Source organism: Ruegeria sp. YKSF57 (assembly GCF_059612585.1).
Window position 1 is genome coordinate 24298 of sequence record NZ_JBXWQW010000023.1, and the last position, 25102, is coordinate 49399.

Below are 25102 nucleotides of genomic sequence, written 5' to 3' on the forward strand. Positions count from 1 at the left end.
AATGAAAACCGGTTCACGCTTTATCAGGTCGGTGATCGCAACTGCCAGGGATCACGTGCTGCCAATGCCCTGGAAGCTGAAATCGGATCGTTCAGACAACATCACTCGAATGTGAGTGAGTGTGAGATATCTCCGGAAGGCCAAGCTGCCGGCCTTTTGGATCGTCCGTATCGGCAAGCGCCCTGGGCCGATGTGGATCTGAACCGCAACTGTGCGCGGTGTTCCGGGGCGTGTGAGTGTGGTGGGCTTTTTTGCCTGCTTGTTATGAGTTCTGTTTTGGGGGGTCATCGTTTTGACCAAAGTTGAGCATCAAATCGCTCGCTTTTTAGGCCATTGCCGCTGCATCGAGCGCGGTTATTGCGACCGTTTCAGGACATTAAACCTGTATGCCAATTCAAGGCCGTCTGAGGGGGCTGCCCAAAATATGGCAGGAATGAAGGGGACGGAATACGAATGTCTATTCCATATTCGTTAACGCGAGCGGCGCGCAATGCTGTTGAAACATCTGCGCTGCTGCAGGACCCGGCTGCGCTGCGCGGTCAGAACCGGCCGCAACTCAGGCGTTACGAGGTCTGCGCCAAGGCCGCCAACGGTGACATCATCCAGAAACGCCATATCGCACCGGCCCTGCCGCTGTTCGAGGATGCGTTCTGCGCCTTTTCGCGCGGATCGCTGATCGAGACCGATCAGGGGCCGATGGCCATCGAGGACCTGCTGCCCGGAGATCACGTCGCCACTCAGGACGGCTCGCAGGAAGTCTTGTGGAAAGGCTCCATCACCTTGCTGCCGGGGCGTCCCGACGCGCGGGGGCGGACCCATCCGTTGACCCGGTTCATGGCCGACACGTTCGGCATCCAGAAACCGATGTCGGGGGTCATTGCCGGGCCGGCGGCGCGCATTCTGGCCACGCCCGCGCATCTGCGCCACCTGTCCAGCGGGTCCCCGATGCTGACGCCGGTGCAGGAATTCGTGGACGGCATGAGCGTGGTGGAAACCATTCCGCCCACCCCGGTCGAGCTGTTTCACATCTGCCTGAAGAAACACGCGGTGATCAATGTCGACGGCATCCAGTTCGAGACCTATCACCCCGGCATCAATGCCGTACGCATTCTGGGTCAGACACTGCGTGAGCTGTACCTGAGCCTGTTCGAGCACATTCACACGCTCAGCGATTTCGGCCCCCTGGCATTTCCGCGTGCCGGTGACGGCGAAATCGACGCGATCACGGCCTGAGGGGAAACGCCATGCATCTGCTTCTCAGCTGGGTTTTCTCACTGACCATCGCGGCGTTTCTGCCGTCTTCGACCTCGCCTTCGGGCGCGGTCGCGATCAGGCGCTTCGGTTCAGGCGTTCTTCCAGGACGTCAAACGGAACGCCGGGTTCGTCCTTTGCGCCTCGAATGACAAGCGACGTCTTGACGCTGGCCACGTTCGGCGTGGTCAGCAACTCTCCGGTCAGGAATTGCTGAAAGCTGCTGAGATCGGGTGAGACGCATTTCAGGATGAAATCCACCTCGCCGTTCAGCATGTGGCATTCCCGGACCAGCGGCCAGTTGCGGCAGCGTTCCTCGAAGGCGCGCAGTTCGACCTCGGCCTGGCTGTCCAGACCGACCATGGCAAAGACCTGAACCTCGAACCCCAGTTCACGGGCGTTGACATCGGCGTGATAGCCCCGGATATACCCGGCCTCTTCCAGGGTGCGCACCCGGCGCAGGCAGGGCGGAGCGGATATTCCCACACGTTTTGCGAGTTCGACATTGGTCATGCGACCGTCCGCCTGCAATTCGGAAAGAATCTTGCGGTCAATTTCGTCCAGCCGTGTAGCGACCATAAAATGCTCCTGGGTTTTTCGGTTCTTATAGCAGCACCCCGGTTGGGCGCAATATTATTTCGCACCCGCGCAACATTCTTTAATCTCAAAGACATATTTGGCCTCGGCTGAGGGCGCTGCGGGAACAGGGGCGGATCATCTTGGGGCTTTAAGAGCGTGGCCTGCGCCGCTATATCCCTCGTTCGAGACCATCAGGTTCATTCGGGCAGAAAACGGGGGCACCATGACCGAGACACGTCACACCAAGGTTCTGATCATCGGGTCGGGGCCTGCGGGCTATACCGCCGGCGTTTATGCAAGCCGGGCCATGCTGGAACCCATACTGGTGCAGGGCATCGAGCCCGGCGGCCAGCTGACCACGACAACCGAGGTCGAGAACTATCCCGGCTTCACCGAAGTTCAGGGCCCCGATCTGATGATCAAGATGCAGGAGCATGCCGCCGCGATGGGATGTGAGGTCATCGGCGACATCATCACCGATCTGGACCTGTCCAAACGGCCGTTTACCGCCAAGGGCGACAGCGGCACCACCTATACCGCTGACGCGGTCATCCTAGCCACTGGAGCGCGTGCGAAATGGCTGGGCCTGCCGTCCGAGGACAAGTTCAAGGGCTTTGGCGTGTCGGCCTGCGCAACTTGTGACGGCTTTTTCTATCGCGGGCAGGAAATCGTGGTGATCGGGGGCGGCAACACCGCCGTGGAAGAGGCACTGTTCCTGACCAATTTCGCCAGCAAGGTGACCCTGATCCACCGCCGCGATGAGTTGCGGGCGGAAAAGATCCTGCAGGACCGGCTGTTGAAGAACGAAAAGATCGTGCCGCTGTGGTTCCACACGCTGGAAGAGGTGATCGGCACCGATGCGCCGCTGGGCGTCGAAGGCGTTCGGGTCCGGAACGTCAAGACCGACGAGATCACCGAAATCCCCTGCAAGGGCGTATTCGTGGCGATCGGCCATGCGCCCGCAAACGAGCTGGTCAAGGACACGCTGGAGACCCATATGGGCGGCTATGTCGTGACCAAACCGGGCAGCACCGAAACCTCGATCCCCGGCGTTTTTGCAGCGGGCGATCTGACCGACCATGTCTATCGTCAGGCGGTGACAAGCGCCGGTATGGGCTGCATGGCGGCACTGGATGCCGAACGGTTCCTGGCCGAACAGGACTGAACGGATGCCGGAATTCTCCGGCCCGGTCCGGAGAATTCTGCTGCGGTCGTGCAGGGCATGATTCATTGCCCTCCCTCGCAACCTGGCTTTGCCCAAGCCGGCTTGATGGGCCCGTCCCCGGCGGTGCCCCGGGCAAACCCCGGCACGGGCTGGCCCGGTGACAATCGCGAGAGTGGGGCTTGACCATCCCGGTCTGCGCCTCACAATGTTGACCCTGGCGCGAAAAGCAAACCGGAGGCGCAAGTGGCAAGTGTTCTCTGGCGAGGCAACTGGACGACACGGCTCAGGATCGTAACCGGGCTGATCCTGCTCACCTTTGCCTTTTTCCATTTTTTCAACATCGGTCTGGGCCTGTTCCATACCGACTATCTGCACGACATGCAGGACGGTCGGACAATGGTGTCGCGGCACGGCCTTGTGAGCATCGTTCTATATGCGGCACTGCTGATCCATGCCGGTCTGGCGCTGGTCTCGGTTGCGCGGCGCAGGACATTGCGCATGCCGTTCAGTTCGGCCCTGCAGATTGTTCTTGGCCTTCTGATTCCGCTACAGCTGATCTCGCATCTTGTGCAGACGCGCTATGCCCATGAAATCTATGACGTCAATGACGAGATGGGCTATATCATCGCGCTGATGTGGCCTGGCCCGGCCATCTGGATGCAGAGCCTGCTGCTGCTCATCGTCTGGGTGCATGGCTGCATCGGCCTGCACATGTGGCTGCGGCTGACCCGCTGGTGGTCGGGGATGGTGCCCTATCTGATCGGATTGGCGGTGTTTGTCCCCTGTTTTGCACTGGCCGGGTTGCTGACCGAAGGGCGGCGGATCTGGGCCGATTTTTCCGATGAGTTCCTGCGCGAGCAGTATATCGAACATTATAACTGGCCCAGCCCCGAAGCCTTCGAGGCGATGTTCAGCGTCAAGGATAACGCCCTTATGGCGTTCTGGGCGGCACTGGCGGCGGCGCTGGCCTTTCATCTGGGTCGCAAGATGTGGCGACGCAGACATTCGGTGCGAATTCAATACGTGGACGGCCCGGAAATCCGCTCGGAAAAAGGCATGACCCTGCTGGAGATGTCGCTTGCCAACGCGGTGCCGCATACCGCCCTGTGCGGCGGCAAGGGGCGCTGCACCACCTGCCGGGTCATCGTCGAGGAAGGCGCCGACCTGCTGCATCCGCCGGGCACGGTCGAGGCGCGCAGCCTTGCCGCAATCGATGCCCCGCCCGGTATGCGGCTGGCCTGCCAGATCCGCCCGATGGACCCGGCGACGGTATTCCGCGTCTTTCGGCCCGAAGGCGGGCGCAACCGCGCGCATGCCAGTCAGGGGCAGGAACGGCAACTGGCAGTGTTGTTTCTGGATATGCGTGGGTTTACCGCCCGTACCACGGGGCAGTTGCCATATGACGTTGTTTTCCTGCTGAACCGGTTCTTTGACGCCATCGTGCCCGCAATCACGAAAGCGGGCGGTGTGGTGGACAAATACCTTGGCGACGGGCTGTTGGCGGTGTTCGACACCCGGGACGCCGCCAGTTCGGCGCGGGCCGGTATTCAGGCGGCAATCGGCGTCAGCCGCGCCCTGCAGGAGTTCAATCAGCGGCTGGCACAGGAAGACGCGCCGGAAATCCGGATCGGAATGGGGCTGCATATCGGCACCCTCGTGCTGGGCGAGATCGGGGCGGCCGGGCATGCGCCCCGCACCATCATCGGTGACACCGTCAATGCCGCCAGCCGTCTGGAAGGCGAGACCAAGGCGCTGGGCGCCGAGCTGCTGATCTCGACCAACGTATTGACGGCCGCGGGCATCGCGGTGGCGCCCCTCGCACTTCAGGAATTCAGGTTGCGGGGCGTTCCGGAACCCCTTGCCGCCCTGGCAGTTGAATCGGCCTCGGAATTGGCCTCGATGCTGGGGCTACCGGAACAATGACCCTTTTGAGGGTCGCAATCCGTCACCTGGACGAAAATCTTCCCACAGATCGACAAATGCCGGCAAAAGACGTTCCGATTGGCGGAAAAACGACACACTTCGTCCTTTGTTGCGGCCGACCGTCTGGACTCCGCCCGTGCAACCGGGCAAATGCCGCTCGAAACTGCTGGAAAATGCAAATTCCCACCCTGGTGACACGAGTATTGAAATGACGATGTTGAGCAACCTAGCCCCGATTCCCGAACTGTACGTTTCCTACGAATCCGCCCAGAAGCTGAAAGTCGAAGCCGCCGAGCTGACCAGCTGGGATCTGAGCCCGCGCCAGATCTGCGATCTGGAACTGCTGATGAATGGCGGTTTCAACCCGCTCAAGGGTTTTTTGTCGGAAGAAGACTACAATGGCGTGGTCGAGAACATGCGTCTGGCTGACGGCACCCTTTGGCCGATGCCCATCACGCTGGACGTGAAAGAGGACTTTGCCGACAAGATCGAACTGGGTCAGGACATCGCCCTGCGCGATCAGGAAGGTGTCATCCTGGCGACCATGACCGTGACAGACCGCTGGACGCCCGACAAGGCGAACGAGGCTGCAAAGGTTTTCGGCGCCGACGACAGCGCACACCCGGCGGTGAACTATCTGCACAACGTGGCCGGAAAGGTCTATCTGGGCGGGCCGATCACCGGTATTCAGCCGCCCGTGCACTATGATTTCAAGGCCCGTCGCGACACGCCGAACGAGTTGCGGGCCTATTTCCGCAAGGTGGGCTGGCGCCGTATCGTCGCCTTCCAGACCCGCAACCCGCTGCACCGCGCGCATCAGGAACTGACCTTCCGCGCCGCCAAGGAAGCGCAGGCCAACCTGCTGATCCACCCGGTCGTCGGGCTGACCAAACCCGGCGATGTCGATCACTTCACCCGCGTGCGCTGTTATGAGGCGGTGCTGGACAAGTATCCGGCCTCGACCACCTCGATGAGCCTGCTGAACCTGGCCATGCGCATGGCCGGCCCGCGCGAGGCGGTCTGGCACGGCCTGATCCGCAAGAATCACGGCTGCACCCATTTCATCGTCGGCCGCGATCACGCAGGCCCGGGCAAGAACTCGGCCGGTGAGGATTTCTATGGGCCCTATGACGCGCAGGACCTGTTCCGCAAATACCAGGACGAGATCGGCATCGAGATGGTCGATTTCAAACACATGGTCTATGTGCAGGAACGCGCCCAGTACGAGCCCAATGACGAGATCAAGGACAAGGACAATGTCACCATCCTGAACATCTCGGGCACCGAGTTGCGCCGCCGCCTGCAGGAAGGTCTGGAAATTCCGGAGTGGTTTTCCTTCCCCGAAGTCGTTGCCGAGCTGCGCAAGACCCGGCCACCGCGCTCGCAGCAGGGCTTCACGGTGTTCTTCACCGGTTTTTCGGGATCCGGCAAATCCACCATCGCCAACGCGCTCATGGTCAAGTTGATGGAAATGGGGGGCCGTCCGGTGACATTGCTTGACGGCGATATCGTGCGCAAGAACCTCAGCTCGGAACTTGGCTTCTCGAAAGAACACCGCGATCTCAACATCCGCCGCATCGGCTATGTCGCCTCGGAAATCACCAAGAACGGCGGCATCGCCATTTGCGCGCCCATCGCGCCCTATGCGACGACCCGCCGTGCCGTGCGTGAAGATATCGAAGCCTTTGGCGCCTTCTGCGAAGTCCATGTCTCGACCTCGATCGAAGAATGCGAACGCCGCGACCGCAAGGGCCTCTACAAGCTGGCGCGCGAAGGCAAGATCAAGGAATTCACCGGAATTTCGGACCCCTATGACGTGCCGGAAAATCCCGAATTGCGGGTCGAAACCGAAAATGTGGATGTCGACAACTGTGCACACCAGGTTTTGTTGAAACTGGAAAGCATGGGCCTGATCGCCGGGCACTGACCTCGCAACAGACTTGCAAGACGGCCCCCTTTGCGGGGCCGTATTCTTTTGGGGATGTCGGAATTACGAAAGGGCGCTGCCCCTCTTGCCCTTCGGGCAATTCACCCCGGGGTATTGAAAACCAGAAAGAATCAGGAGCGTGCCGGAGGCGCACATTTTGGCGACGGTTGGCCAGGATCAGAGCTGATCGCGCAGCGCCCGCGCCACCCGGCCTTCGAAATCCCCCAGTTCCGCCGCTTTGGGCTTGATTGCCTGAAGCAGTGGCAATCTGGACGCGTAATCGTCCACAGTCAGAGCTTCGACTGCTTGCCGGATATCGTCGGCGCTTTTGCACAGGATCATGCCTGCCGGGTCCAGGAACCTCTCGATATTGGGACAGCCCCAATAGATCGGCACGGTATCGCACAGGATCGCGTCGATCAGTTTTTCCGAGACATAGTTGGTCTCGCGTACGTTCTCGATCACGATCGAAAACCGATAGGGTGCCAGCCCGTCCGACTTGCGCGCGAACGGCATGTAGCCGCGCCCCATGATATCCACGTCCTGCCCCGTTTCGCGGACCCAGTCGATCATCTCGTGGCGAAGCTGGTGACCGATCAGGTCCCGCTTGGCCGAGGCGATCAGGGAACAGGATTTGGTTTTCAGAGGGTTCAGGTCCGGCCAGTCGGACACCATGGTCGAGCCATAAGGCACGAAGACAGCGTTGGGGATGCTGTTCAGTAGGACTTCGTGAAAGGTAAAGACCCGGAAGAACCGCCGCCAGGTGAACCGCAGCAGGCGGTCGTGCTTGGCGTGGATTGCACTCGGTTCTCCCATCATCAACGAGATCTGCGCCGGTGTTCCCCGGCGCAGCCGGAAATGGGCCATCGTATTTGGATACATGATCAGGTGATCGCTCGGGGCCAGATCGCCCACACGGGCGCCGGTCAGGCGCCCGGGGCATCCCAGCGGCCAGATCAGGTCGGACAGCGGCAGCGCCGCCAGATCGGGGCCAAGCCGATTGCCGTAGGGCAACAGCGCGATTGCAGGCTCCGGCATCACATCTCACCTTCGGGCAGATCGACCTGCCCGCGCATCAGCACAAAACCCGATCCGGCCACCTTGATCCCCGTCATCCGGTCCGGTTCTCCGACCCGGGTGACGGTGGCGCGACCGGGACGGCCCATGTCATGGCCCTGCTCGGCGACGAAACTGTCCTTGGGCATCAGCCCGTATTTCCACAGATAGGCCGCCATCGCGCCGGTGGCAGAGCCGGTGAACGGGTCTTCGGGCGGGCTGGGCGGCGCCATCAGAAGACGGGAAAACGTATCACCCTGCCCGGTCGCGCCCTGCAGGGTGACCAGAAACGGCTCCATCATGTCGGTGCCGGAATAACCCTGGCTTTCGGCCATGCGGCGCAGGGCGTCGATGTTCAGCCTTGCCGCCCGCAACGCCTGATGGTCGCGCAGCACCGTGATGCAGAACGGCAGGCCGGTGGACACGATCTGAGGCGGCGAGACAATCGCCTCGGGGTTCAATCCAATCCCTTCGGCCACGAGTTCAGCCAGGATAATCGCGCCGAATTTCGGTGCGACCTGCGTCATCTCGATCTCGTCATCGGTGAGTCGGATCGACACAATTCCCGCACCGGTTTCAAGTGTCAGATCATCGCCCGAAATCATCCCGCGAGACCGCAGGGCCGCGACGGTTGCAATAGTGGGATGTCCGGCAAAGGGGATTTCGCGGCTGGCCAGGAAATAGCGCACGCGGATATCTGCAATTTCGGACGGGCCGGTAAAAGTGCACTCGACCAGAGAGGTTTCGCGCACGAAGGCTTGTGAGGTTTCCGGGGACAGTCCTGCACCGCCATGGACAACGGCACATCCGTTGCCGCCAAAGGGCCGGTCGGTAAAGGCGTCCACCCAGTCGAAATCGAACCAGCTCATATCCGCTCTCTCGCTGTGTCAGTATTCTCGGCGGGAGTATGGGCCCGGCCGGTCCGTATGTTTCGCCGTCCGGGCGGCGAATGTCACGTCAAATCGTGGCCGACCGTTGTCTTAGTGCACCGTCACCGGCGTCAGATCGTTCTGGCGGGCCAGTACGAAGGCCAGCTTGCGGTTGGCGACCAGGGCCAGTTGCTGACCGTTCGCGTCATGAACCGCATAGAGGTGATCGAGATCACCGGCCTGAATACGGACTTCTTCCGGCAGATCGGCCACGTCGACGGCCTTGACATAAACGATCCGGCTGTCCTTGTCCTTGAAATCGAATGGTGTGTGCATGGCTTACCCTTTCCTGATGTTGATCGTCTGCACCACCGCTTCGGGAATGGCGCGGGTCAGATCGATATGCAGCAGCCCGTTTTCCATCACCGCCTCACCGACCTCGACACCGTCTGCCAGCACGAACATGCGCTGGAACTGACGTGCGGCGATGCCACGGTGCAGGAACACGCGCCCCTCGCTGTCGTCGCGTTGCCGTCCCCGGATCACCAGTTGGCGATCCTCGATGGTGATTGACAGATCCTCTTCGGCAAACCCGGCCACGGCCAGCGTGATCCGATAGGAATGATCCGAGGTCTGTTCGATGTTGTAGGGCGGATATCCTTCGTTGCCGGCCTTGGCCGAGCGTTCCAGAAGGCGTTCCAACTGCTCGAACCCCAACAGGTGCGGATAGGAGCCAAGTGTAAGTTTCGACACGTTGTTTCGTCCTTGTTCATCAAAGCGACGGTTCGGGCGGTCCCGTTCTGGCAACCGCTCTGTCTAGAATATGGGAAGAAACCGGGATGTCCACAAGGTCTAGGCGGATTCCCTGTTACGCACTATTGTGTGTACCAAGCAGAACAAAAAGAATTGAGTCGCCATATGAATGCGCCAACGGACCTGTCGATGAAATCCGACGACGTGCTGAAGGTGGAACTGGAGGTCTTTCGCCGCCAGCACCGCGATCTGGATGAAGCCATCGAAGCGCTGGAAGCCAAGGGAACAGCCGATCAGCTTACGATCAAGCGGTTGAAAAAGCAGAAACTTCGCCTGAAGGACATCATTGCGATGATCGAAGACCGCCTGACGCCTGACATCATCGCCTGAACTTTTCCCCGTTGAACGGAATGCCGGATCGGACGCATTGGGCACGACGCCATGCCCGGACCAGGTGACGCGTCGTTCTGATCGCACCCATCCGAAGTGTCCAGCGGGAAATTCTCTATGAAAATGGCTGTCTTGGCGCATTGCCACATAGGCGGATTTGGCTATAGTGCGCGCTCTTTCCACAGATGGGGGCCGGGTGCATGGGCGACATCAAAGTAGGGATCATCATGGGCAGCCAGTCGGATTGGCCCACGATGAAGGAAGCCGCCGACATTCTGGACGAGTTGGGTGTGGCTTATGAGGCCAGGATCGTCTCGGCGCACCGCACCCCGGATCGCTTGTGGGAGTATGGCAAGACCGCGGTGGAGCGCGGGTTGCAGGTGATTATCGCAGGCGCGGGCGGGGCGGCGCATCTGCCAGGCATGATGGCGTCGAAAACGCGGGTGCCGGTGATCGGCGTTCCGGTTCAGACCCGTGCGCTGTCGGGCGTCGACTCGCTTTATTCCATCGTGCAGATGCCCAGGGGCTTTCCGGTGGCGACCATGGCGATCGGGTCTGCGGGCGGAGCCAATGCCGGGCTGATGGCGGCAGGCATTCTGGCGTTGCAGGATGACGCCCTGGCCAAACGGCTGGATGACTGGCGCGCGGCGCTTTCGGCCTCGATCCCGGAAGAACCGCAGGGATGAGCCGGATCGGTTTCATCGGCACCGGCCATATCGCGGCGCCCATGGTGCGGTTTCTGGCCGCCAGGGGGCATCACATCGCGGTGACGGAACGCAGCGCGTCGGTTTCCGCACAGCTGGCGCAAGAGCTTGGGGTCGACGTGGATACGCCTCAAGGCGTCATCGACCGGTCCGATATCGTATTCCTGTGCCTGCGCCCGCATCTGGCGGCGGAGGTTCTTGCGCCGCTCAGCTTTCGGGCGGATCAGCAGGTTGTCTCGGTCATGGCGGCGGTGCCGGCCGGGCAACTGGCCAGACTGTGCGCCCCGGCCTCGGATTTCGTGCAGACCATTCCGCTGGGATTCCTGCAGACCGGAGGTTGCCCGCTGGTCGCGTTCGGCAATGACCACCTGCTGGCACAATTGTTCGAGCCGGAAAACCCGGTGGTGAAAGTGGCTGACGAGGTCGCGCTGAACGCACATTTCGCAATCTGCGCCATGGTTCCGGGAATTCTGGACCTTATGGCAACCGGTGCAGGGTGGCTGGCCCGGGAAACCGGCGATGCGGATGCGGCGGAGTTTTATACGACGCAACTTGTGTCGGGGTTTCTGTCGACGATGGACAAGGGCAAGGCGGGGCGTCTGGTGGAAGAACGCGATGCCCTGGCAACTGATGGCACTTTGAGCCTGCAGATGACGGATACACTGACATCGGGCGGAGCACATGAAGCTTTGCGGTCTGCGCTGACCGCGATTGGAAAACGGCTGGAGACCTGACGATGACGGAAATGCTCGCCCCCGGTGCGACGATCGGAATTCTGGGCGGTGGTCAGTTGGGCCGGATGCTGTCGGTTGCTGCGGCACGTCTGGGCTTTACCACCCATATTTTCGAGCCGGGTCAGAACCCGCCCGCGGGGCAGGTGGCCGACCGGGTGACAACCGCGCCTTATGATGACGCGGAGGCGCTGCAGGCGTTTGCCGACAGTGTCGATGTCATCACCTATGAGTTCGAGAACATCCCGACCGAAGCGCTGGATCTGCTGGAGGCGCACCGCCCGATCCGTCCCGGTCGCGAGGCGCTGCGTGTCAGTCAGGACCGCCTGATCGAGAAATCCTTTCTGCGTGATCTGGGCCTGCTGACCGCACCCTTTGCCGATGTCGCCGATCTGGGCGATCTGCAGGCGGCGATTGCCGAAATTGGTACACCGGCCATTCTGAAAACCCGCCGCTTCGGCTATGACGGCAAGGGGCAGGCCCGGCTGCGTGCGCCCGAGGATGCCGAGGCCGCGCTGGCGGACATGGCCGGCGCGCCCTCGATCCTGGAAGGGTTCGTGGAGTTCAGCCATGAAGTGTCGGTCATCGCCGCGCGCGGGCTGGATGGCCAGGTTGCCTGCTTCGATCCGGGCGAGAACGTGCATCGCGACGGCATCCTGCACACCACCACGGTGCCCGCGCGCCTGTCACCGGCGCAACGCACCGATGCGGTGCTGCTGGCCGCCAACATCCTGAACGCGCTGGATTACGTCGGCGTCATGGGGGTCGAGTTGTTCGTGACGCCGCAGGGTCTGATCGTCAACGAAATCGCCCCGCGCGTGCACAATTCGGGCCACTGGACCCAGAACGGCTGTGCGGTGGACCAGTTCGAGCAGCATGTCCGCGCCGTCGCGGGCTGGCCACTGGGCGACGGCCAGCGCCACTCGGACGTGGTGATGGAGAACCTGATCGGCGCGGATATGGACCGGGTGCCGGATCTGGCCCGCGAGCGCGACGTGGCGATCCACCTTTATGGCAAGGCCGAGGTCAAGCCCGGGCGCAAGATGGGCCATTTCAACCGGATCACCCGCTGAGGGGTGCGGGAGCATTTTTCAAGATGAAGAAATGGCGGTTCGCTTACCGCAGGAACCGTGCAGCAATATCACCGGACATATAGCTGACGCGCCCGCCTGACAGGGTGGCGGCGACGCGGCGCGTGGTGGCATCCAGGATAACCAGATCGGCGCGTTTTCCGGGTGCCAGAGCGCCCCGGTCATCCAGGCCCAACACCCGCGCCGGACCGTCCGAGACCAGCGACCAGGCAGCGGCGAAATCCAGCACGCCTGTCGCCACCAGCATCAACGCCGCGCGGCGCGGGCTGGGATAGTGATAATCCGAGGCCAGCGCGTCGCACAGCCCCATCGCAATCAGTTCTACGGCGCTGGCATTGCCGTTATGCGAGCCTCCCCGCACCACGTTGGGCGCGCCCATGATCACATGGTCCCCGGCGGATTTGGCGGCCTCGGCGGCCTCGCGGGTTTCCGGAAATTCGGCGATGCTTGCGCCCCGGTCACGCCATTGGCCGCGGCCATCGGCGGTGGCATCGTCGTGGCTGCCCATCCGCACCCCCTGCCCCGCCAGGCGGGCGCAAAGTGTATCCAGCGCGGCGGGAACTTCGTCGCGGCGCGCATGCAGGCCCTGCATCAGTTCCAGATGGGCCTCGGGGCTGCGCCCGGCCTTCAGCGCCTGCCCGGTCAGGCGCGGCGGCTTGCGCCCCTGCGCCAGCCGATCATGCGGCAGGTGGTCGTTGAAGACAACATAAGGGATGTTCCAGTCGGCCACGTAGTCGGGCAGTGTGGGATGATCGTCCAGCAAATGGGTTTCGAACCGCAATTGCGGGATCAGGCAGGTCACAACCTCGCCGCGGACCTGCATGATGGCGCGGAATACCTGGGCGGCGAAATCCGGCCCGCGCAGCCCGCCCTCCCAACTGTAGAACTGGGCCAGAACGGCGGTGGTGATCCCGTTCGCCGCAAGTTCGGCCTCGGCGGCCAGCACGCCTTCGTTCGTCTGTTTCATCGCGCCCCGGCGCGGCGCCAGGTGGCGTTCGAACCCGTCACCGTGCAGATCGACGATCCCGGGCAGGATCATGTATCCCGACAGGTCAACACATCGCCCGACCGGGTCATTGCAGATCACACCCTGGGCGATGCCAAGCTCTGCCTCGGTCAATCCTTCATCGGGCAGCAGCACCCGCGCGCCCTGTAACCGCAGATCCAGTGCCGTCATTGCGTCGACTCCGACCTGGGCTGGGTGCAATCCTGCCCGACGCAGATGTCGTCGATCACCTTGGCCACAGCCTCGGACCACGAAATCTCGGGGCCGAAGCGCCCGAATTCGATGAAATGCAGCACCTGCGCCACCACGCGAGGATTGTTCATCATGAAGGTATGGGTGACCGGCAGCACGATATGATCGGTCATACCCTGAACCCTGGTACTGTCGATCGAGACCTTGCCGTCGTCGGGTCCTTCGATCAACGAAGAAAACAGCGGGTTCAGCGAGTTTCTGCCCGCGATCACGCCCAGGTCGAAATTCACCGGCGGCAGCTGGCGGGGCACGCTGTCCGGCCCGGTTCCCAGTGCCAGACCGGCGGGGCCGTTCAGCAGGCCGAACACTTCCCAGTCGCCAAGTTCGTCCACCAGCTCGCTGCCCTGGTTGGGCGGCCCAAGCATGACGACGCGGCCAAGGTTTTCCGGCATGTGATCCTTCAGCCAATACCGGATCAGGATGCCACCCATCGAATGCGCCACGAAATGGGTTGTCTGGTCGCCGCATTCGGCCATTGCCGCAGGCAGGGTCTGGTTGGCCAGCTCGGGAATTGGCAGATCGGTCGAGGGGTATCCCGGGCGCACCACATCGTAACCGCGATGCAGCAAGAGCTGTTCCATCACCGCAAACGACGTCTCGGTCCGTGCCAGCCCGTGCAGCAGCACGACGCAATCGGCGCGCAGGGCCGCGGGCCAGAGCAGGAACAGGAGCAGCAGATACCTCATGTCAGCCAGATAAGCCTATTTGGCGTGCAGGAAAAGCCTCAGCCCGCGCGACGCCGGGTTACCGCCAGCGCAATCCCGCCCAGAACCAGCGCCGTGCCGGCGGTCAGCTTCCAGCTGAGCGTCTCGCCCAGCAGCAGAACGCCCGCGAGTATCGCGATCACCGGCACGCTCAGCTGTGCGGTGGCGGCGACCGGCGCGGCCAGACCGGGCAGGACGCGGTACCACAACGCATAACCCAGCCCGGATGTCACCGCCCCCGACAGGATCGCCAACAGATACCCCGGCAGGGCCATGCCCCAGCCCCCGCCCAGCGCGAGAATGGCGAGGGCCGTCACCGGCAGGGCGATGATGAAATTGGCGCCTGTCCCGGCCAGCGCATCCGGCTCGCTGCGCCCGGCCAGTGAATAAGCCCCCCAGCCCACGCCTGCGGCGATCATCAGGGCCGCCCCGCCGGGGTCGACCCGAACCGCGCCCGTTGGCCACAGGATATAGGCCAGCCCGCCAAAGGCGATGCCCGCGCCGGCCAGCTGCCGCGCCGTGGGCGGCGTGCCGGAAATGGTGGTGGCGGCAAACATGGTGATCTGCACCACCCCGAACAGGATCAGCGCCCCGACCCCGGCATCCAGCGTCAGATAGGCGGTCGAAAACCCGATCATGTAAAGCGACAGCGACCCCGCCCCGACAATCCGTCGGCGCGAGAGCAAGGGCAGCCCGCCGCCCTTCAGATGCACCAGAACCGCCAGCGTGACCGCCCCTGCCAGCACCCGGACCACGGCAAATCCGCCCGGCTCGCTGGCGCCGATGTCGATGGCCATGCGGTTGAGGATCGAGTTCGCGGCAAACGCGACCATGGTCAGAGCGGTCAGGAGAAACAGCTTCATCTCAACCGCATAGCGCGTTCGCGCCCGTTTGAATACTCACTTTTCTGCCGGTCGGTATCGAACGCCCCGGGATGGATCGGCGTTTTCTCCAGATATTCTCCTGATACCGGAATACCAAACGCTCAGCCGCTTTTCGCGGCGCAACGCTCAGGTCGGGATCCGATCCGATGATCTTCGCGCAAGTGCCGCTTCTTTCCGGTCCCAAATACCCTCGCCGAAGGCAGGCCCGCATAGCGGGCCTTTGAACGAAACCGGGGCCGCCCAAAGGCGACCCCGAAACATCTGGCCGGGTTCCGGGCAGATTGGCCTTAGGGCCAATCGCCTGTCTTCCCAAGCGGAATTTCCTTGCGGAAATCCGGCTTACATCATGCCGCCCATGCCGCCCATGTCGGGCATGCCGCCACCTGCCGGTGCGTCTTTCTGCGGCTTGTCGGCCACCATCGCTTCGGTGGTGATCAGCAGACCGGCAACCGATGCGGCGTCTTCCAGAGCGGTCCGGACAACCTTGGCCGGATCGATCACGCCGAACGAGAACATGTCGCCATATTCCTCGGTCTGCGCGTTGAAGCCGAAGGCCGGGTCGTTCGACTCGCGCACCTTGCCTGCAACCACGGCGCCGTCGACGCCTGCGTTCTCGGCGATCTGGCGCAGCGGCGCTTCGATGGCCTTGCGCACGATGTTGATGCCTGCGGTCTGGTCGGGGTTCGCACCTTCCAGATCGATCAGAACCTTGCCGGCCTGAACCAGAGCGACACCGCCGCCCACGACAACGCCTTCCTGAACGGCCGCGCGGGTTGCGTTCAGAGCATCGTCCACACGGTCCTTGCGCTCTTTCACTTCGACTTCGGTCATGCCGCCGACGCGGATCACGGCAACGCCGCCTGCCAGTTTGGCAACACGTTCCTGCAGCTTTTCGCGGTCGTAGTCAGAGGTGGTTTCCTCGATCTGGGTGCGGATCTGTGCAACGCGTGCTTCGATCTCGGCCTTCTCGCCAGCGCCGTCAACGATGGTGGTCTCGTCCTTGGAGATCGAGATTTTCTTGGCGGTGCCCAGCATGTCCATGGTCACGGACTCGAGCTTCATGCCCAGATCTTCCGAGATCACCTGGCCGCCGGTCAGGATCGCGATGTCCTGCAGCATGGCCTTGCGGCGATCGCCGAAGCCCGGTGCCTTGACGGCTGCGATTTTCAGGCCGCCGCGCAGCTTGTTGACCACCAGGGTCGCCAGCGCTTCGCCTTCGACGTCCTCGGCGATGATCAGCAGCGGTTTCTGCGACTGGATCACCTGCTCGAGCAGCGGAACCATCGGCTGCAGCGACGAGAGCTTCTTCTCGTGCAGCAGGATCATGCAGTCTTCCAGCTCGGCGACCATCTTGTCGGCGTTGGTCACGAAGTAGGGCGACAGATAGCCGCGATCAAACTGCATGCCTTCGACGACATCGGTCTCGGTTTCCAGACCTTTGTTTTCCTCGACGGTGATGACACCTTCGTTGCCGACCTTCTGCATCGCGTCAGCGATCTGGCGGCCGATTTCGGCTTCGCCGTTGGCCGAGATGGTGCCGACCTGAGCGACTTCGTCCGAGTCGGTGACGTCACGGGCAGCAGCCTTGATGCCTTCGACAACCTTGTGGGTCGCCAGGTCGATGCCGCGCTTGAGGTCCATCGGGTTCAGACCGGCAGCAACCTGCTTGAGGCCTTCCTTGACGATGGCCTGGGCCAGAACGGTTGCGGTGGTGGTGCCGTCGCCGGCTTCGTCATTGGTGCGCTGGGCGACTTCTTTCACCATCTGCGCGCCCATGTTTTCGAACTTGTCTTCCAGTTCGATTTCCTTGGCAACCGAAACACCGTCCTTGGTGATGCGCGGTGCGCCGAACGACTTGTCCAGCACCACGTTGCGGCCTTTGGGGCCCAGGGTCACTTTCACGGCGTCAGCCAGAATGTTGACACCCCTGAGCATCTTGTTGCGGGCATCGGTCGTAAACTTGACGTCCTTAGCAGCCATGTTCTTTCTCCTTGAGAGATAAATACGTGTTGAAGCGTTGAAAGATCAGAGAGGCGGGCGCCTTACTCGATGATCCCCATGATGTCGCTTTCCTTCATCATCAGCAGCTCTTCGCCACCGACATTGACCTCGGTGCCCGACCATTTGCCGAACAGGATCTTGTCACCGGCTTTGACAGCCATTGCGATCAGTTCGCCGCTGTCCTTGCGCGCGCCTTCGCCGGTCGCGACGACTTCGCCTTCGCTGGGCTTTTCTTTTGCACTGTCGGGGATGATCAGTCCGCCTGCGGTTTTCTCTTCGCTTTCCACGCGGCGAACCAGCACACGGTCATGAAGCGGTTTCAATGCCATCTTTGCAGCTCCTTGGGCTCAAAGGTTGTTTTTCCTCCCCCCGCCTCAATGGCGGGAGCGTTATCACTCATAGTCGTCGAGTGCTAACGGCGAATAGCTAGGCAGGAAAAAACCGGCTGTCAACAAGCTGGATGAATTTTTTTCGACATGGCGAACACAGGCGCCGTCGGCTCCGGGTTTGACTTCGCGCCAACCGCACATAGGGTGGGAATGGCCGTGCCTCAAGAGCAGATCGCAGAGATATGGCCGACGGGGGACGAAATGCAGATCAAAGCGAATGGTATCGCACTGGAAGTCGAACAATGCGGCCCCGGCGATGGCACGCCACTGGTCCTGATCCGTGGCCAGGGCAGCCAACTGGTTCATTGGCCGGACGAGCTGATCGGAGGGTTTGCCGACGCGGGTTTTCGCACGATTCTGTTCGACAACCGCGATGTCGGGCTGTCCCAGCGCTGTCCGGTGCCCGAAGCTCCGGGCGAAGCAGATGCGATTCTGGATCTGCTGCGGCAAGGCGGCGATCTGCCCAGACCCTTTGGGATCACCGACATGGCGGCGGATGTCGTCGGCCTGATGGACGCGCTTGGCATTGCCTGCGCGCATGTGTTCGGCATTTCGATGGGCGGCGCGATCCTGCAGCGGCTGTGCATCGACCACCCCGACCGTTTGCTGAGCGCCACAATGGTCATGACGACCTGCCGCCCTTTCGCCGAACGCGCAGGCCGTGATGGCGCGGCGATGCTGGCGCTGGCGGAAAAACTGCTGGTGCGGCCCAGCACGCTGGAGCAGTATCTTAACGATCAGGTCGAAGAGCATCGCCTGTGGGGCAGCCCCGGCTATCCCATGGCCGAGGACGACATTCGCGCCATGGCCGCCCGCGCCTATGCCCGCGGGGTCGACGATCAGGGCATGAATCGCCAGGTTCTGGCCATCGCCAACGCATGCGACCGGCGCACCGCGCTGCAAGAGGTCACCCTGCCCTGTCTCGTCATCCACGGCACCCACGACGAACTGGTTCCCCTGGAATTGGGCGAGGAAGTGGCCGCCTGCATTCCCGGCAGCGAGTTGCATGCCATCAACGGCATGGGGCACATCATCACCCCCGCCCTGTCGCCGCTGATCGTGAACCTGGTGGCAGACTTCATCTCACGACAGTCGCCTGGGGTTTAGACCCCAAAGCGCCTGAGCCGGCCGCGTTCAGAAGAGACCGCGTCGCCAAACCGTTTTGGTTCGTTGTGCGGGACAAAACTTCCGATCAACCAATTCAAATCGATGTCCGCTTTTCACTTTCAGAGTTTGAATATCCTCAGCTACGCATGGTCCGATCTGAATTTTTTTGGAGTCTGGCCGGTCCAGCGCTTAAATGCTCGTGTCAGCGCGCTTTGGTCAGAATAACCAAGGAAAAAAGCGATCTCGCTTAGAGACATGCTTCCGGACGAGACAAGGTTCCGAGCCTGATTTTCGCGCACCTCATCGACAAGCCGGGTGAATGTCATATCGCGTTCCTCAAGACGCCTTTGCAATGTACGAGTGCTGACCGCAAGCGCTTGGGCGATAGCGCTGATATCTGGTTCTCCATCCCCCAATACACGCATGATTTCTTGTTGCGCCTGCGTTACCAGATCATCGGGGTGCGGACGCATCGAATTGAGGTGTGACGCGTGGTCCGAAAGCACCTCAAACAGACCCTGATCGCCGGTTGCGAGTGGACGGTTCCAGTCTTGCTCCCGGATAGAAAGCCGCGCTGTCTCGCCGGAGAAGCTGACCTCGCTTCGAAAATATCCGCGATAAAAGGCCGGGTCGCCAGCTGGTGCATGAAGAAATTCAACTTTCCGGGGTGTCCAGTCAGGACCGAGCATCCGTCGAAATCGCTCTGTGACCACGGTGAAAGTGATCTCAACAGCGGGAAAAGGCACAGGCCCGATCATGGACTTAAGCGCTAAGTGATGCCCGAAATCGTCTTCACCAATCTCGAAATTGAGCCATGTGTTGATGAGCCGGAAATGCTCAACAAACCGGGCCAGTCCTTCGCCGGGGGTTGAGGCGGCCAGCAGCAGATAATCTATCGTCTTGTATGAACCGTGCACCGCGCGAATACCGGCGTCCATCGCAAGATAGGGATTGCGGGTTTCGCGATAGGCGATCTCCCAAAAAGCTTTCATGACGTCCAACGTCACTTCGCCATCCGGGTCGTAGGCCACGTCGGATGGAATGCCAGCCTGATCCAACAATGTCTCGGAGGAAATGCCGACTTCCTCGGCAGCCTTCAAGACAGCGCGGACAGTCGCCGTCGTATTTCGATGTTCCTGCATCAGCAAGAGATATCAACGGGTTGCTGCGCTGTCAAAAATTTGGCGCGTGAGGTCGAGATCGAAATTTCCTGTTTGAGCAATATACGATTGTCGGTTCACACAGGAGAAGTAATATGACCACGCTTTCGAAAAAAACCGCCCCCGCAGCAGCCGTCGTCGCATCCGTGGCCGCCGCTTCGTCGGTGGCGCAAGAAGCCTACCCGCTGGACAATCTGGGATATGTCGTTCAATTCGTCCGCTTCGAAAGCTCGCTCGCCCGTGAAGACGTTCTAGCCGCCGCAAACGAACGCCGACCGTTATTCGAGGCGATGCCGGGACTGGTTCAAAAATACTACCTCGAACTTGATGAGCCCAATTCCTATGGCGGCATCTACATCTGGGAAAGCAAGGAAGCGATGGCGGCCTTTCGTGAAACAGACATTTTCAAAGGTATCCCTGCTGCATATGGCATCGCGTCGCAGCCGCAAGTAGACATCATCCCGGTGCTGTTTCCACTCAGGTGAATTGACCACTTCTTTTTTGCTGGCGACTCAGCACCCAGCTACAACGTTTAGACATGGCCGTTGCAACCCATGTCTAAAAGCCGATGAGTAACGTCGCGCGCCTCAGTAATCTTAGATCGCCAATGCTGACGTTGGTACCAACGTCAGCATCGGTAGAAATGGGCTCAAAGCCGACCAACGCCTTTTCACAACATGGCCCCAAAATTGCAGACCGGCCTGCGCTGCCGGTCAGCTGTCTTGCTCCCAACTATAGGCCCAGTGCCGGAGGCCCTCCCGGCCCGCTTCGGTCAGGCGGTAGACACCGGTCGCAACCTTCTCGAACCAGCCATAGTGATTGTCGCGCATGATCCGCGTCGCCGGGGCGACCCCGGTTGCCCTGGCAACGTCGGCCCCCTTGGCGGCGCCGTTTTCGGCCAGATGCGCGGCACAGCGCAGCGCGTCCTGGCGATAGGCCGTGACGATGCCGTGACGGGTCGCACCGCCCGAGTTGGGATCGCCCTGCAGCCGGTCGAACTCGCGCAATAGTCTTGCGGTGCGTTTGGCAGACTTGCGAGGGGCGTAGGGGCCGGGATCGCAATGCACCTCTGCCCGGCCGTCGGGACGGACGGTGATCAGGCCCAGCCCCAGACGGCGGCACAGATTCAGGTTGTCCCGCAGGGCGCGCCGCGCGGTTCTCCCGCTGGGCCGGACGACCGCCACGTAAACCTGTTCGGACAGCCTGAGCCGTGCGACGGCCTGATGGAACAGCGACAGGGAAAACCGCAGTTTCAGTTCGACGATCACCGGCGGCTCACCCGCGCGACAGGCAACGACGTCGGCGGCGCCAACCTCGCCCTTCACCTCGTAACCCTGCCGTTCCAGCAAGGCCTTGATCGGGGAATAGAGATCCTGCTCGCGCTCCATGTCACATGCTTGCCCCAAACCGGCGCGTTGCACAATTTGCATTTGCGACCCCTTGCGGCCACGGGCCACAATGGACCCAACCGACCGCACCCGGAGAGACATCATGATTCGCGCCCTTTTTGCCCTAATGCTGATACTCTCGGCATCCGTGGCGCAGGCGCGGTGCACCGGCAGCGACCTGCGGGATCGTCTGACCCCGACATATGAGCAGCGTCTGCAACAGGAAATCCGCAAGGTTCCCTTTGCCTATGGCAACCACTGGGTTGCCACGCGGGGCGAGCGGCGCATTCACGTGATCGGCACGCAGCACAACGGCGACAGCCGCATGCGGCGGGTCATGCGCAACCTGCGTCCGGTCATCCGGTCGGCCGACGTGGTGCTGCTGGAGGTAACGACCGCCGAGATAAGACAGCTCGATGACGTGCTGCAAAGCAATCCCGGCCTCCTGCTCATTCCGCGCGGCCCGACGCTGGCAGACATGATGTCGGCCGAGGACTGGAGCATGCTGAAGCTGCGGATGCTGCCCGAGGGTCTGGACCCCAAGGTGCTGGCCCGGCTGCAGCCATGGTACATTTCGCTGACCCTGTCGCGCTCGGGCTGCGGTGGGCGCGGCATCGCCGCCTATGCCGGGCTGGATGAACGGATCGAACGCATGGCCCTTCGCAGCGGTGTCCGCGTCGCATCGCTCGAACGGGTGGGCGACGGTATGCGCGCGCTGTCGGATCAGCCGGTGCGCGACCAGTTGCGCCTGTTGGAGCTGGATATCAAAAGCTCGCTCAACTATGACGATCAGGTCGTCACGCTGGGCAACGCCTATTTCGACGAACGGCTGGCCGAGGCCATGCTGATCCAGAAATGGACGCTGTACCGCGACATCGACATCCCGCGCCGCGAAGTCACGCGCCTGTTGCAGCAATATGACCGACGGATTCTGGCCGGCCGCAACCGGGCATGGCTGCCGGTGATCCTGAACACCAAGGGAAAGACGGTTGTGGTCGCCGTCGGGGCGGGGCATCTTGCCGGACAACAAGGGGTTTTGAACCTGCTCCAGAACAACGGATATACCCTGACCCGCGCCGAATTCTGAATTTCAACAATGGATGATTTCATGCGTCTGCTGCTTGCATTTGTAATTTCCTGCCTGTTGCCGGCGACGGCTTTTGCCGCCTGCGAAGGGCGTGATCTGCGGCTGGACCTGACCGCCGGGGACCGTGCCGCGCTGGATGCCGAGCTGGCGGAAATTCCTTTTGCCGAGGGCAACCACTGGATCGCGCGCAAGGATGGAACGACCCTGCATCTGGTCGGAACGTTGCACACCAGCGACCCGCGGATGGACGCGATCGTCGGTCGGCTGACCCCCGCACTGTCGCAGGCCGATGCGTTCTGGTTCGAGGTCAAGAAAACCGACATGGAGGCGTTCGAACAGGGGCTTGCCACCGATTTCAGCCCGGTCCTGATCACCTCGGGGCCGACCCTGATCGACCTGTTGGACGACGAAAGCTGGGCCGCCCTGTCCAACCGTCTGGCGGAACGCGGCATTGCAAGCTGGATGGCGGCTAAGATGAAGCCGTGGTTTCTGAGCATGATGCTGGGTATCCCGCCCTGCATCGTCAAAACCCCCGGCGCCGACCGGGGCATGGATCAGCGGCTGACCGAACTGGCCGAGGCGCATGACATCCCGCAGCACTCGCTGGAACAGGTCAGCGACCTGATCGCGATTTTCGAAAGCCACCCGATCGAGGAACAGGCGCAATCCATCGTCCGCATGGCCGACGCGTTCGAGGCCGGGGACGACCACATGGTCACGATGGCCAATGCGTATATGGAGGAACGGCACGCCGAGATTTTGCTGGTCGCGCGCCTGCTGGGGCAAGAAACGTCCGAGATTGCACAGGACGAATTCGACAAGGAATGGGCAACCTTCGAGGACCAGCTTGTCGTGCAGCGCAACCGGAACTGGCTGACTCATATCCTGGGCATTCAGGGCCAGACCGCAGTCATCGCCGTAGGTGCCGGCCACCTGGCCGGAGAAGAGGGGTTGCTTCACCAGCTCGAACAGGCCGGTTATGATCTGCAGCGCGCCGAATTCTGACATCTGAGCGCCGGATCAGACCAACCGTCGCATGCCGCGTTCTGCCGGGTGACAAGCCGATGTGACCGCCCTATAAGGCGCGCAAATTTCCAATTCGCAGGACGCTGACATGACCACCCAAGTATTTGGCCACAAATCCCCCGACACCGACTCGACCGGTTCGCCCATCGTCTGGGCCTGGTACCTGAACGAGGTCAAGGGTGTCGCCGCAACCCCGGTTCTGCTGGGCGAGCCCAACACCGAGGCCGCGTTCATGCTGCAGCGCTGGAACCTCGACAAACCGGCCATCATCGCCGATGTCGAAGACGGCGCGCCGGTCGTGATCGTTGACACCAACAACCCCGCCGAGTTGCCCGCCAACATCAACGGTGCCGACATCCGCGCCATCGTCGATCACCACAAGCTGGTCGGCGGTCTGGAAACCAAGGGTCCGATCGACATCACCGTGCGCCCGCTGGCTTGCACCGCCACCATCATGATCGACCTGATGGGCGACGATGCCGACAAGATGCCCGAGGCGATCAAGGGTGCGGCGCTGACCTGCATCCTGTCCGACACGCTGGAGTTCCGCTCGCCCACCACCACCGACCACGACAGGGCAGTGGCCGAGAAACTGGCCGTCGATCTGGGACTCGACATCCCGGCCTATGCCGCTGAAATGTTCGCGGCCAAGTCGGACGTATCGTCGTTCTCGGATGCCGAACTGATCCGCATGGACAGCAAAGAATACGAGGTTGACGGAACCAAGTTCCGCGTCTCGGTTCTGGAAACCACCGCGCCGGGCGTGGTGCTGGACCGCAAGGCCAGCCTGACCGACTCGATGGTCGAGGTCGCCAAGGAAGATGGCGTCGATCAGGTGCTGCTGTTCGTGGTGGACATCCTGAACGAAGAGGCGACGCTGCTGGTGCCCAACGATCTGGTCAAGGGCGTGGCCGAGAAAAGCTTTGGCGCCACTGTCGATGGCGACGCCGTTGTTCTGCCCGGCATCATGAGCCGCAAAAAGCAGATCATTCCGAATCTCAAGGTCTGATCCCATCGCATCGCTGCGCGAAAGGCGCCCGACCGGGCGCCTTTCTTCTTCGCCTTTTGCGAACATTCTCGGTTGTTTTATCGATAGACTGCAATTCCGGCGCGTTAGTTATTGTCGCCGGAGAAGCCAGGATTTGTCAGCTCAACTTGTTCAGATCATTGCAAAAAGATGGCATGTGTGCAAAACGGTCCGCACACGCATAGTTGGAAATTGAAAGGCGTAATTCGTGCTAAAGAATATCATTCTCACCGGCTTTCTGATGGTGCCGCTGGCCGCATGTGCAACTTGGGAAACAAGCAATATCGACAACAATCCGCCTGAGGCCGCCGTCGCCGCGATCACCCCGGGCGAAGTCCATCTGACCAGCGCCGCTTTTGACCCGGCCACACAGACAAAGATCTCGGATCTAAAAGTTTCGGTCAACAAGACAACGGCCTTCCATCCGGAGCCGACCGTTGAGCATGTGGAACAGAAGCTGCGCGAGGAAGCGGCAAAGATTGGTGCGGATACCGTTGTCGATACCAAGATTACCGGTGTGAAGGTCACACCCTTCAGCTGGGGCACCCGAGTTGGAACCGGAACCGCTGTTCGCGTCCAATAGACGCTTTGGAAATCCGGTCAATTCGACAGCTTGACCAAGCATTGCCCGG

26 protein-coding genes are annotated in these 25102 nt (G+C 61.6%); 14 read left to right on the top strand and 12 right to left on the bottom strand.

All coding sequences use genetic code 11. The features are described from left to right. Window positions 1-453: 453 nt before the first annotated feature. Window positions 454-1233: a Hint domain-containing protein gene (locus AC2FLX_RS11400; protein ID WP_480749506.1), complete on the top strand. Its 780-nt coding sequence runs from the start codon at window positions 454-456 to the stop codon at window positions 1231-1233. 96 nt (window positions 1234-1329) lie between these two features. Here AC2FLX_RS11400 and AC2FLX_RS11405 read toward each other — a convergent pair whose 3' ends face one another. After that, on the bottom strand, window positions 1330-1830 hold the full coding sequence (locus AC2FLX_RS11405) for an Lrp/AsnC family transcriptional regulator (RefSeq protein WP_496743759.1): 501 nt from the start codon (window positions 1828-1830) through the stop codon (window positions 1330-1332). A gap of 223 nt (window positions 1831-2053) precedes the next feature. Between AC2FLX_RS11405 and trxB the strand changes: the two genes are divergently transcribed. The 3 genes from trxB to AC2FLX_RS11420 all read left to right on the top strand — a co-directional run bounded on the left by trxB (window position 2054) and on the right by AC2FLX_RS11420 (window position 6845). Further along, window positions 2054-2995 carry a thioredoxin-disulfide reductase gene (gene trxB / locus AC2FLX_RS11410; protein ID WP_480749507.1) on the top strand — a complete coding sequence of 314 codons (942 nt, stop codon included), beginning with the start codon at window positions 2054-2056 and terminating at the stop codon, window positions 2993-2995. 243 nt (window positions 2996-3238) lie between these two features. Further along, on the top strand, window positions 3239-4918 hold the full coding sequence (locus tag AC2FLX_RS11415; protein WP_496810459.1) for an adenylate/guanylate cyclase domain-containing protein: 1680 nt from the start codon (window positions 3239-3241) through the stop codon (window positions 4916-4918). 208 nt (window positions 4919-5126) lie between these two features. Continuing rightward, window positions 5127-6845 (top strand): bifunctional sulfate adenylyltransferase/adenylylsulfate kinase, encoded by a 1719-nt coding sequence (locus AC2FLX_RS11420; RefSeq protein WP_496810458.1) that lies wholly within the window; start codon window positions 5127-5129, stop codon window positions 6843-6845. A gap of 177 nt (window positions 6846-7022) precedes the next feature. Here the strand turns inward: AC2FLX_RS11420 and AC2FLX_RS11425 are convergent, their stop codons facing one another. The 4 genes from AC2FLX_RS11425 to AC2FLX_RS11440 form a co-directional block, all read right to left on the bottom strand. Further along, entirely contained in the window at window positions 7023-7883 is an 861-nt protein-coding gene (locus tag AC2FLX_RS11425) for a glycosyltransferase family 10 domain-containing protein (protein WP_496810457.1), read from the bottom strand. Beyond that, a complete protein-coding gene (locus tag AC2FLX_RS11430) occupies window positions 7883-8770 on the bottom strand; it encodes a PhzF family phenazine biosynthesis protein (protein WP_496810456.1) in 888 nt (295 codons plus the stop codon). Before AC2FLX_RS11430 ends, AC2FLX_RS11425 begins: the two co-directional genes overlap by 1 nt. Window positions 8771-8881: 111 nt before the next feature. Then, entirely contained in the window at window positions 8882-9106 is a 225-nt protein-coding gene (locus AC2FLX_RS11435; RefSeq protein ID WP_480749512.1) for a DUF1150 family protein, read from the bottom strand. Between the two features lie 3 nt (window positions 9107-9109). Beyond that, complete coding sequence (locus tag AC2FLX_RS11440) at window positions 9110-9523, bottom strand: Hsp20 family protein (RefSeq protein ID WP_480749513.1); 414 nt, start codon at window positions 9521-9523, stop codon at window positions 9110-9112. 165 nt (window positions 9524-9688) lie between these two features. Between AC2FLX_RS11440 and AC2FLX_RS11445 the strand changes: the two genes are divergently transcribed. The 4 genes from AC2FLX_RS11445 to AC2FLX_RS11460 all read left to right on the top strand — a co-directional run bounded on the left by AC2FLX_RS11445 (window position 9689) and on the right by AC2FLX_RS11460 (window position 12421). Next, entirely contained in the window at window positions 9689-9913 is a 225-nt protein-coding gene (locus tag AC2FLX_RS11445) for a YdcH family protein (RefSeq protein WP_480749514.1), read from the top strand. Window positions 9914-10113: 200 nt separating this feature from the next. Further along, window positions 10114-10599, top strand: coding sequence for a 5-(carboxyamino)imidazole ribonucleotide mutase (gene purE / locus AC2FLX_RS11450; RefSeq protein ID WP_496743754.1), 486 nt, complete (start codon window positions 10114-10116; stop codon window positions 10597-10599). After that, entirely contained in the window at window positions 10596-11351 is a 756-nt protein-coding gene (locus tag AC2FLX_RS11455; RefSeq protein ID WP_496810455.1) for an NAD(P)-binding domain-containing protein, read from the top strand. The genes purE and AC2FLX_RS11455 overlap by 4 nt, the downstream gene beginning before the upstream one ends. Window positions 11352-11353: 2 nt before the next feature. Continuing rightward, window positions 11354-12421 carry a 5-(carboxyamino)imidazole ribonucleotide synthase gene (locus AC2FLX_RS11460; RefSeq protein WP_496810454.1) on the top strand — a complete coding sequence of 356 codons (1068 nt, stop codon included), beginning with the start codon at window positions 11354-11356 and terminating at the stop codon, window positions 12419-12421. A gap of 43 nt (window positions 12422-12464) precedes the next feature. Here the strand turns inward: AC2FLX_RS11460 and AC2FLX_RS11465 are convergent, their stop codons facing one another. The 5 genes from AC2FLX_RS11465 to AC2FLX_RS11485 all read right to left on the bottom strand — a co-directional run bounded on the left by AC2FLX_RS11465 (window position 12465) and on the right by AC2FLX_RS11485 (window position 17615). Continuing rightward, a complete protein-coding gene (locus AC2FLX_RS11465) occupies window positions 12465-13616 on the bottom strand; it encodes an alpha-D-ribose 1-methylphosphonate 5-triphosphate diphosphatase (RefSeq protein ID WP_496810489.1) in 1152 nt (383 codons plus the stop codon). After that, the gene (locus tag AC2FLX_RS11470; protein WP_496875431.1) at window positions 13613-14383 is read right to left on the bottom strand and encodes an alpha/beta fold hydrolase; all 771 of its coding nucleotides are present in this window, start codon (window positions 14381-14383) and stop codon (window positions 13613-13615) included. Before AC2FLX_RS11470 ends, AC2FLX_RS11465 begins: the two co-directional genes overlap by 4 nt. 38 nt (window positions 14384-14421) lie before the next feature. After that, on the bottom strand, window positions 14422-15264 hold the full coding sequence (locus tag AC2FLX_RS11475; RefSeq protein WP_496743746.1) for a DMT family transporter: 843 nt from the start codon (window positions 15262-15264) through the stop codon (window positions 14422-14424). Between the two features lie 360 nt (window positions 15265-15624). Beyond that, the gene (gene groL, locus AC2FLX_RS11480; protein WP_480749521.1) at window positions 15625-17265 is read right to left on the bottom strand and encodes a chaperonin GroEL; all 1641 of its coding nucleotides are present in this window, start codon (window positions 17263-17265) and stop codon (window positions 15625-15627) included. A 62-nt stretch (window positions 17266-17327) separates the two neighbouring features. Next, entirely contained in the window at window positions 17328-17615 is a 288-nt protein-coding gene (locus tag AC2FLX_RS11485) for a co-chaperone GroES (RefSeq protein WP_170614752.1), read from the bottom strand. Window positions 17616-17876: 261 nt separating this feature from the next. On the opposite strand from AC2FLX_RS11485, the gene AC2FLX_RS11490 reads away from it, so the two are divergent. Next, complete coding sequence (locus AC2FLX_RS11490; protein ID WP_496810623.1) at window positions 17877-18782, top strand: alpha/beta fold hydrolase; 906 nt, start codon at window positions 17877-17879, stop codon at window positions 18780-18782. Between the two features lie 140 nt (window positions 18783-18922). Here the strand turns inward: AC2FLX_RS11490 and AC2FLX_RS11495 are convergent, their stop codons facing one another. Next, window positions 18923-19924 (bottom strand): AraC family transcriptional regulator, encoded by a 1002-nt coding sequence (locus AC2FLX_RS11495; protein ID WP_496810624.1) that lies wholly within the window; start codon window positions 19922-19924, stop codon window positions 18923-18925. 113 nt (window positions 19925-20037) lie between these two features. Here AC2FLX_RS11495 and AC2FLX_RS11500 point away from each other — a divergent pair, with 113 nt between their 5' ends. After that, window positions 20038-20427 (top strand): antibiotic biosynthesis monooxygenase, encoded by a 390-nt coding sequence (locus AC2FLX_RS11500; RefSeq protein ID WP_496743738.1) that lies wholly within the window; start codon window positions 20038-20040, stop codon window positions 20425-20427. A gap of 228 nt (window positions 20428-20655) precedes the next feature. Here AC2FLX_RS11500 and AC2FLX_RS11505 read toward each other — a convergent pair whose 3' ends face one another. Beyond that, a complete protein-coding gene (locus AC2FLX_RS11505; protein WP_480749586.1) occupies window positions 20656-21330 on the bottom strand; it encodes a DUF2161 domain-containing phosphodiesterase in 675 nt (224 codons plus the stop codon). Window positions 21331-21433: 103 nt separating this feature from the next. Between AC2FLX_RS11505 and AC2FLX_RS11510 the strand changes: the two genes are divergently transcribed. The 4 genes from AC2FLX_RS11510 to AC2FLX_RS11525 all read left to right on the top strand — a co-directional run bounded on the left by AC2FLX_RS11510 (window position 21434) and on the right by AC2FLX_RS11525 (window position 25053). Then, on the top strand, window positions 21434-22417 hold the full coding sequence (locus AC2FLX_RS11510; protein ID WP_496810625.1) for a TraB/GumN family protein: 984 nt from the start codon (window positions 21434-21436) through the stop codon (window positions 22415-22417). 21 nt (window positions 22418-22438) lie between these two features. Further along, a complete protein-coding gene (locus AC2FLX_RS11515; protein WP_480749528.1) occupies window positions 22439-23422 on the top strand; it encodes a TraB/GumN family protein in 984 nt (327 codons plus the stop codon). A 109-nt stretch (window positions 23423-23531) separates the two neighbouring features. Next, complete coding sequence (locus AC2FLX_RS11520) at window positions 23532-24452, top strand: manganese-dependent inorganic pyrophosphatase (protein ID WP_480749529.1); 921 nt, start codon at window positions 23532-23534, stop codon at window positions 24450-24452. Window positions 24453-24678: 226 nt separating this feature from the next. Further along, window positions 24679-25053, top strand: coding sequence for a hypothetical protein (locus AC2FLX_RS11525; RefSeq protein WP_480749530.1), 375 nt, complete (start codon window positions 24679-24681; stop codon window positions 25051-25053). Window positions 25054-25102 lie beyond the last annotated feature (49 nt).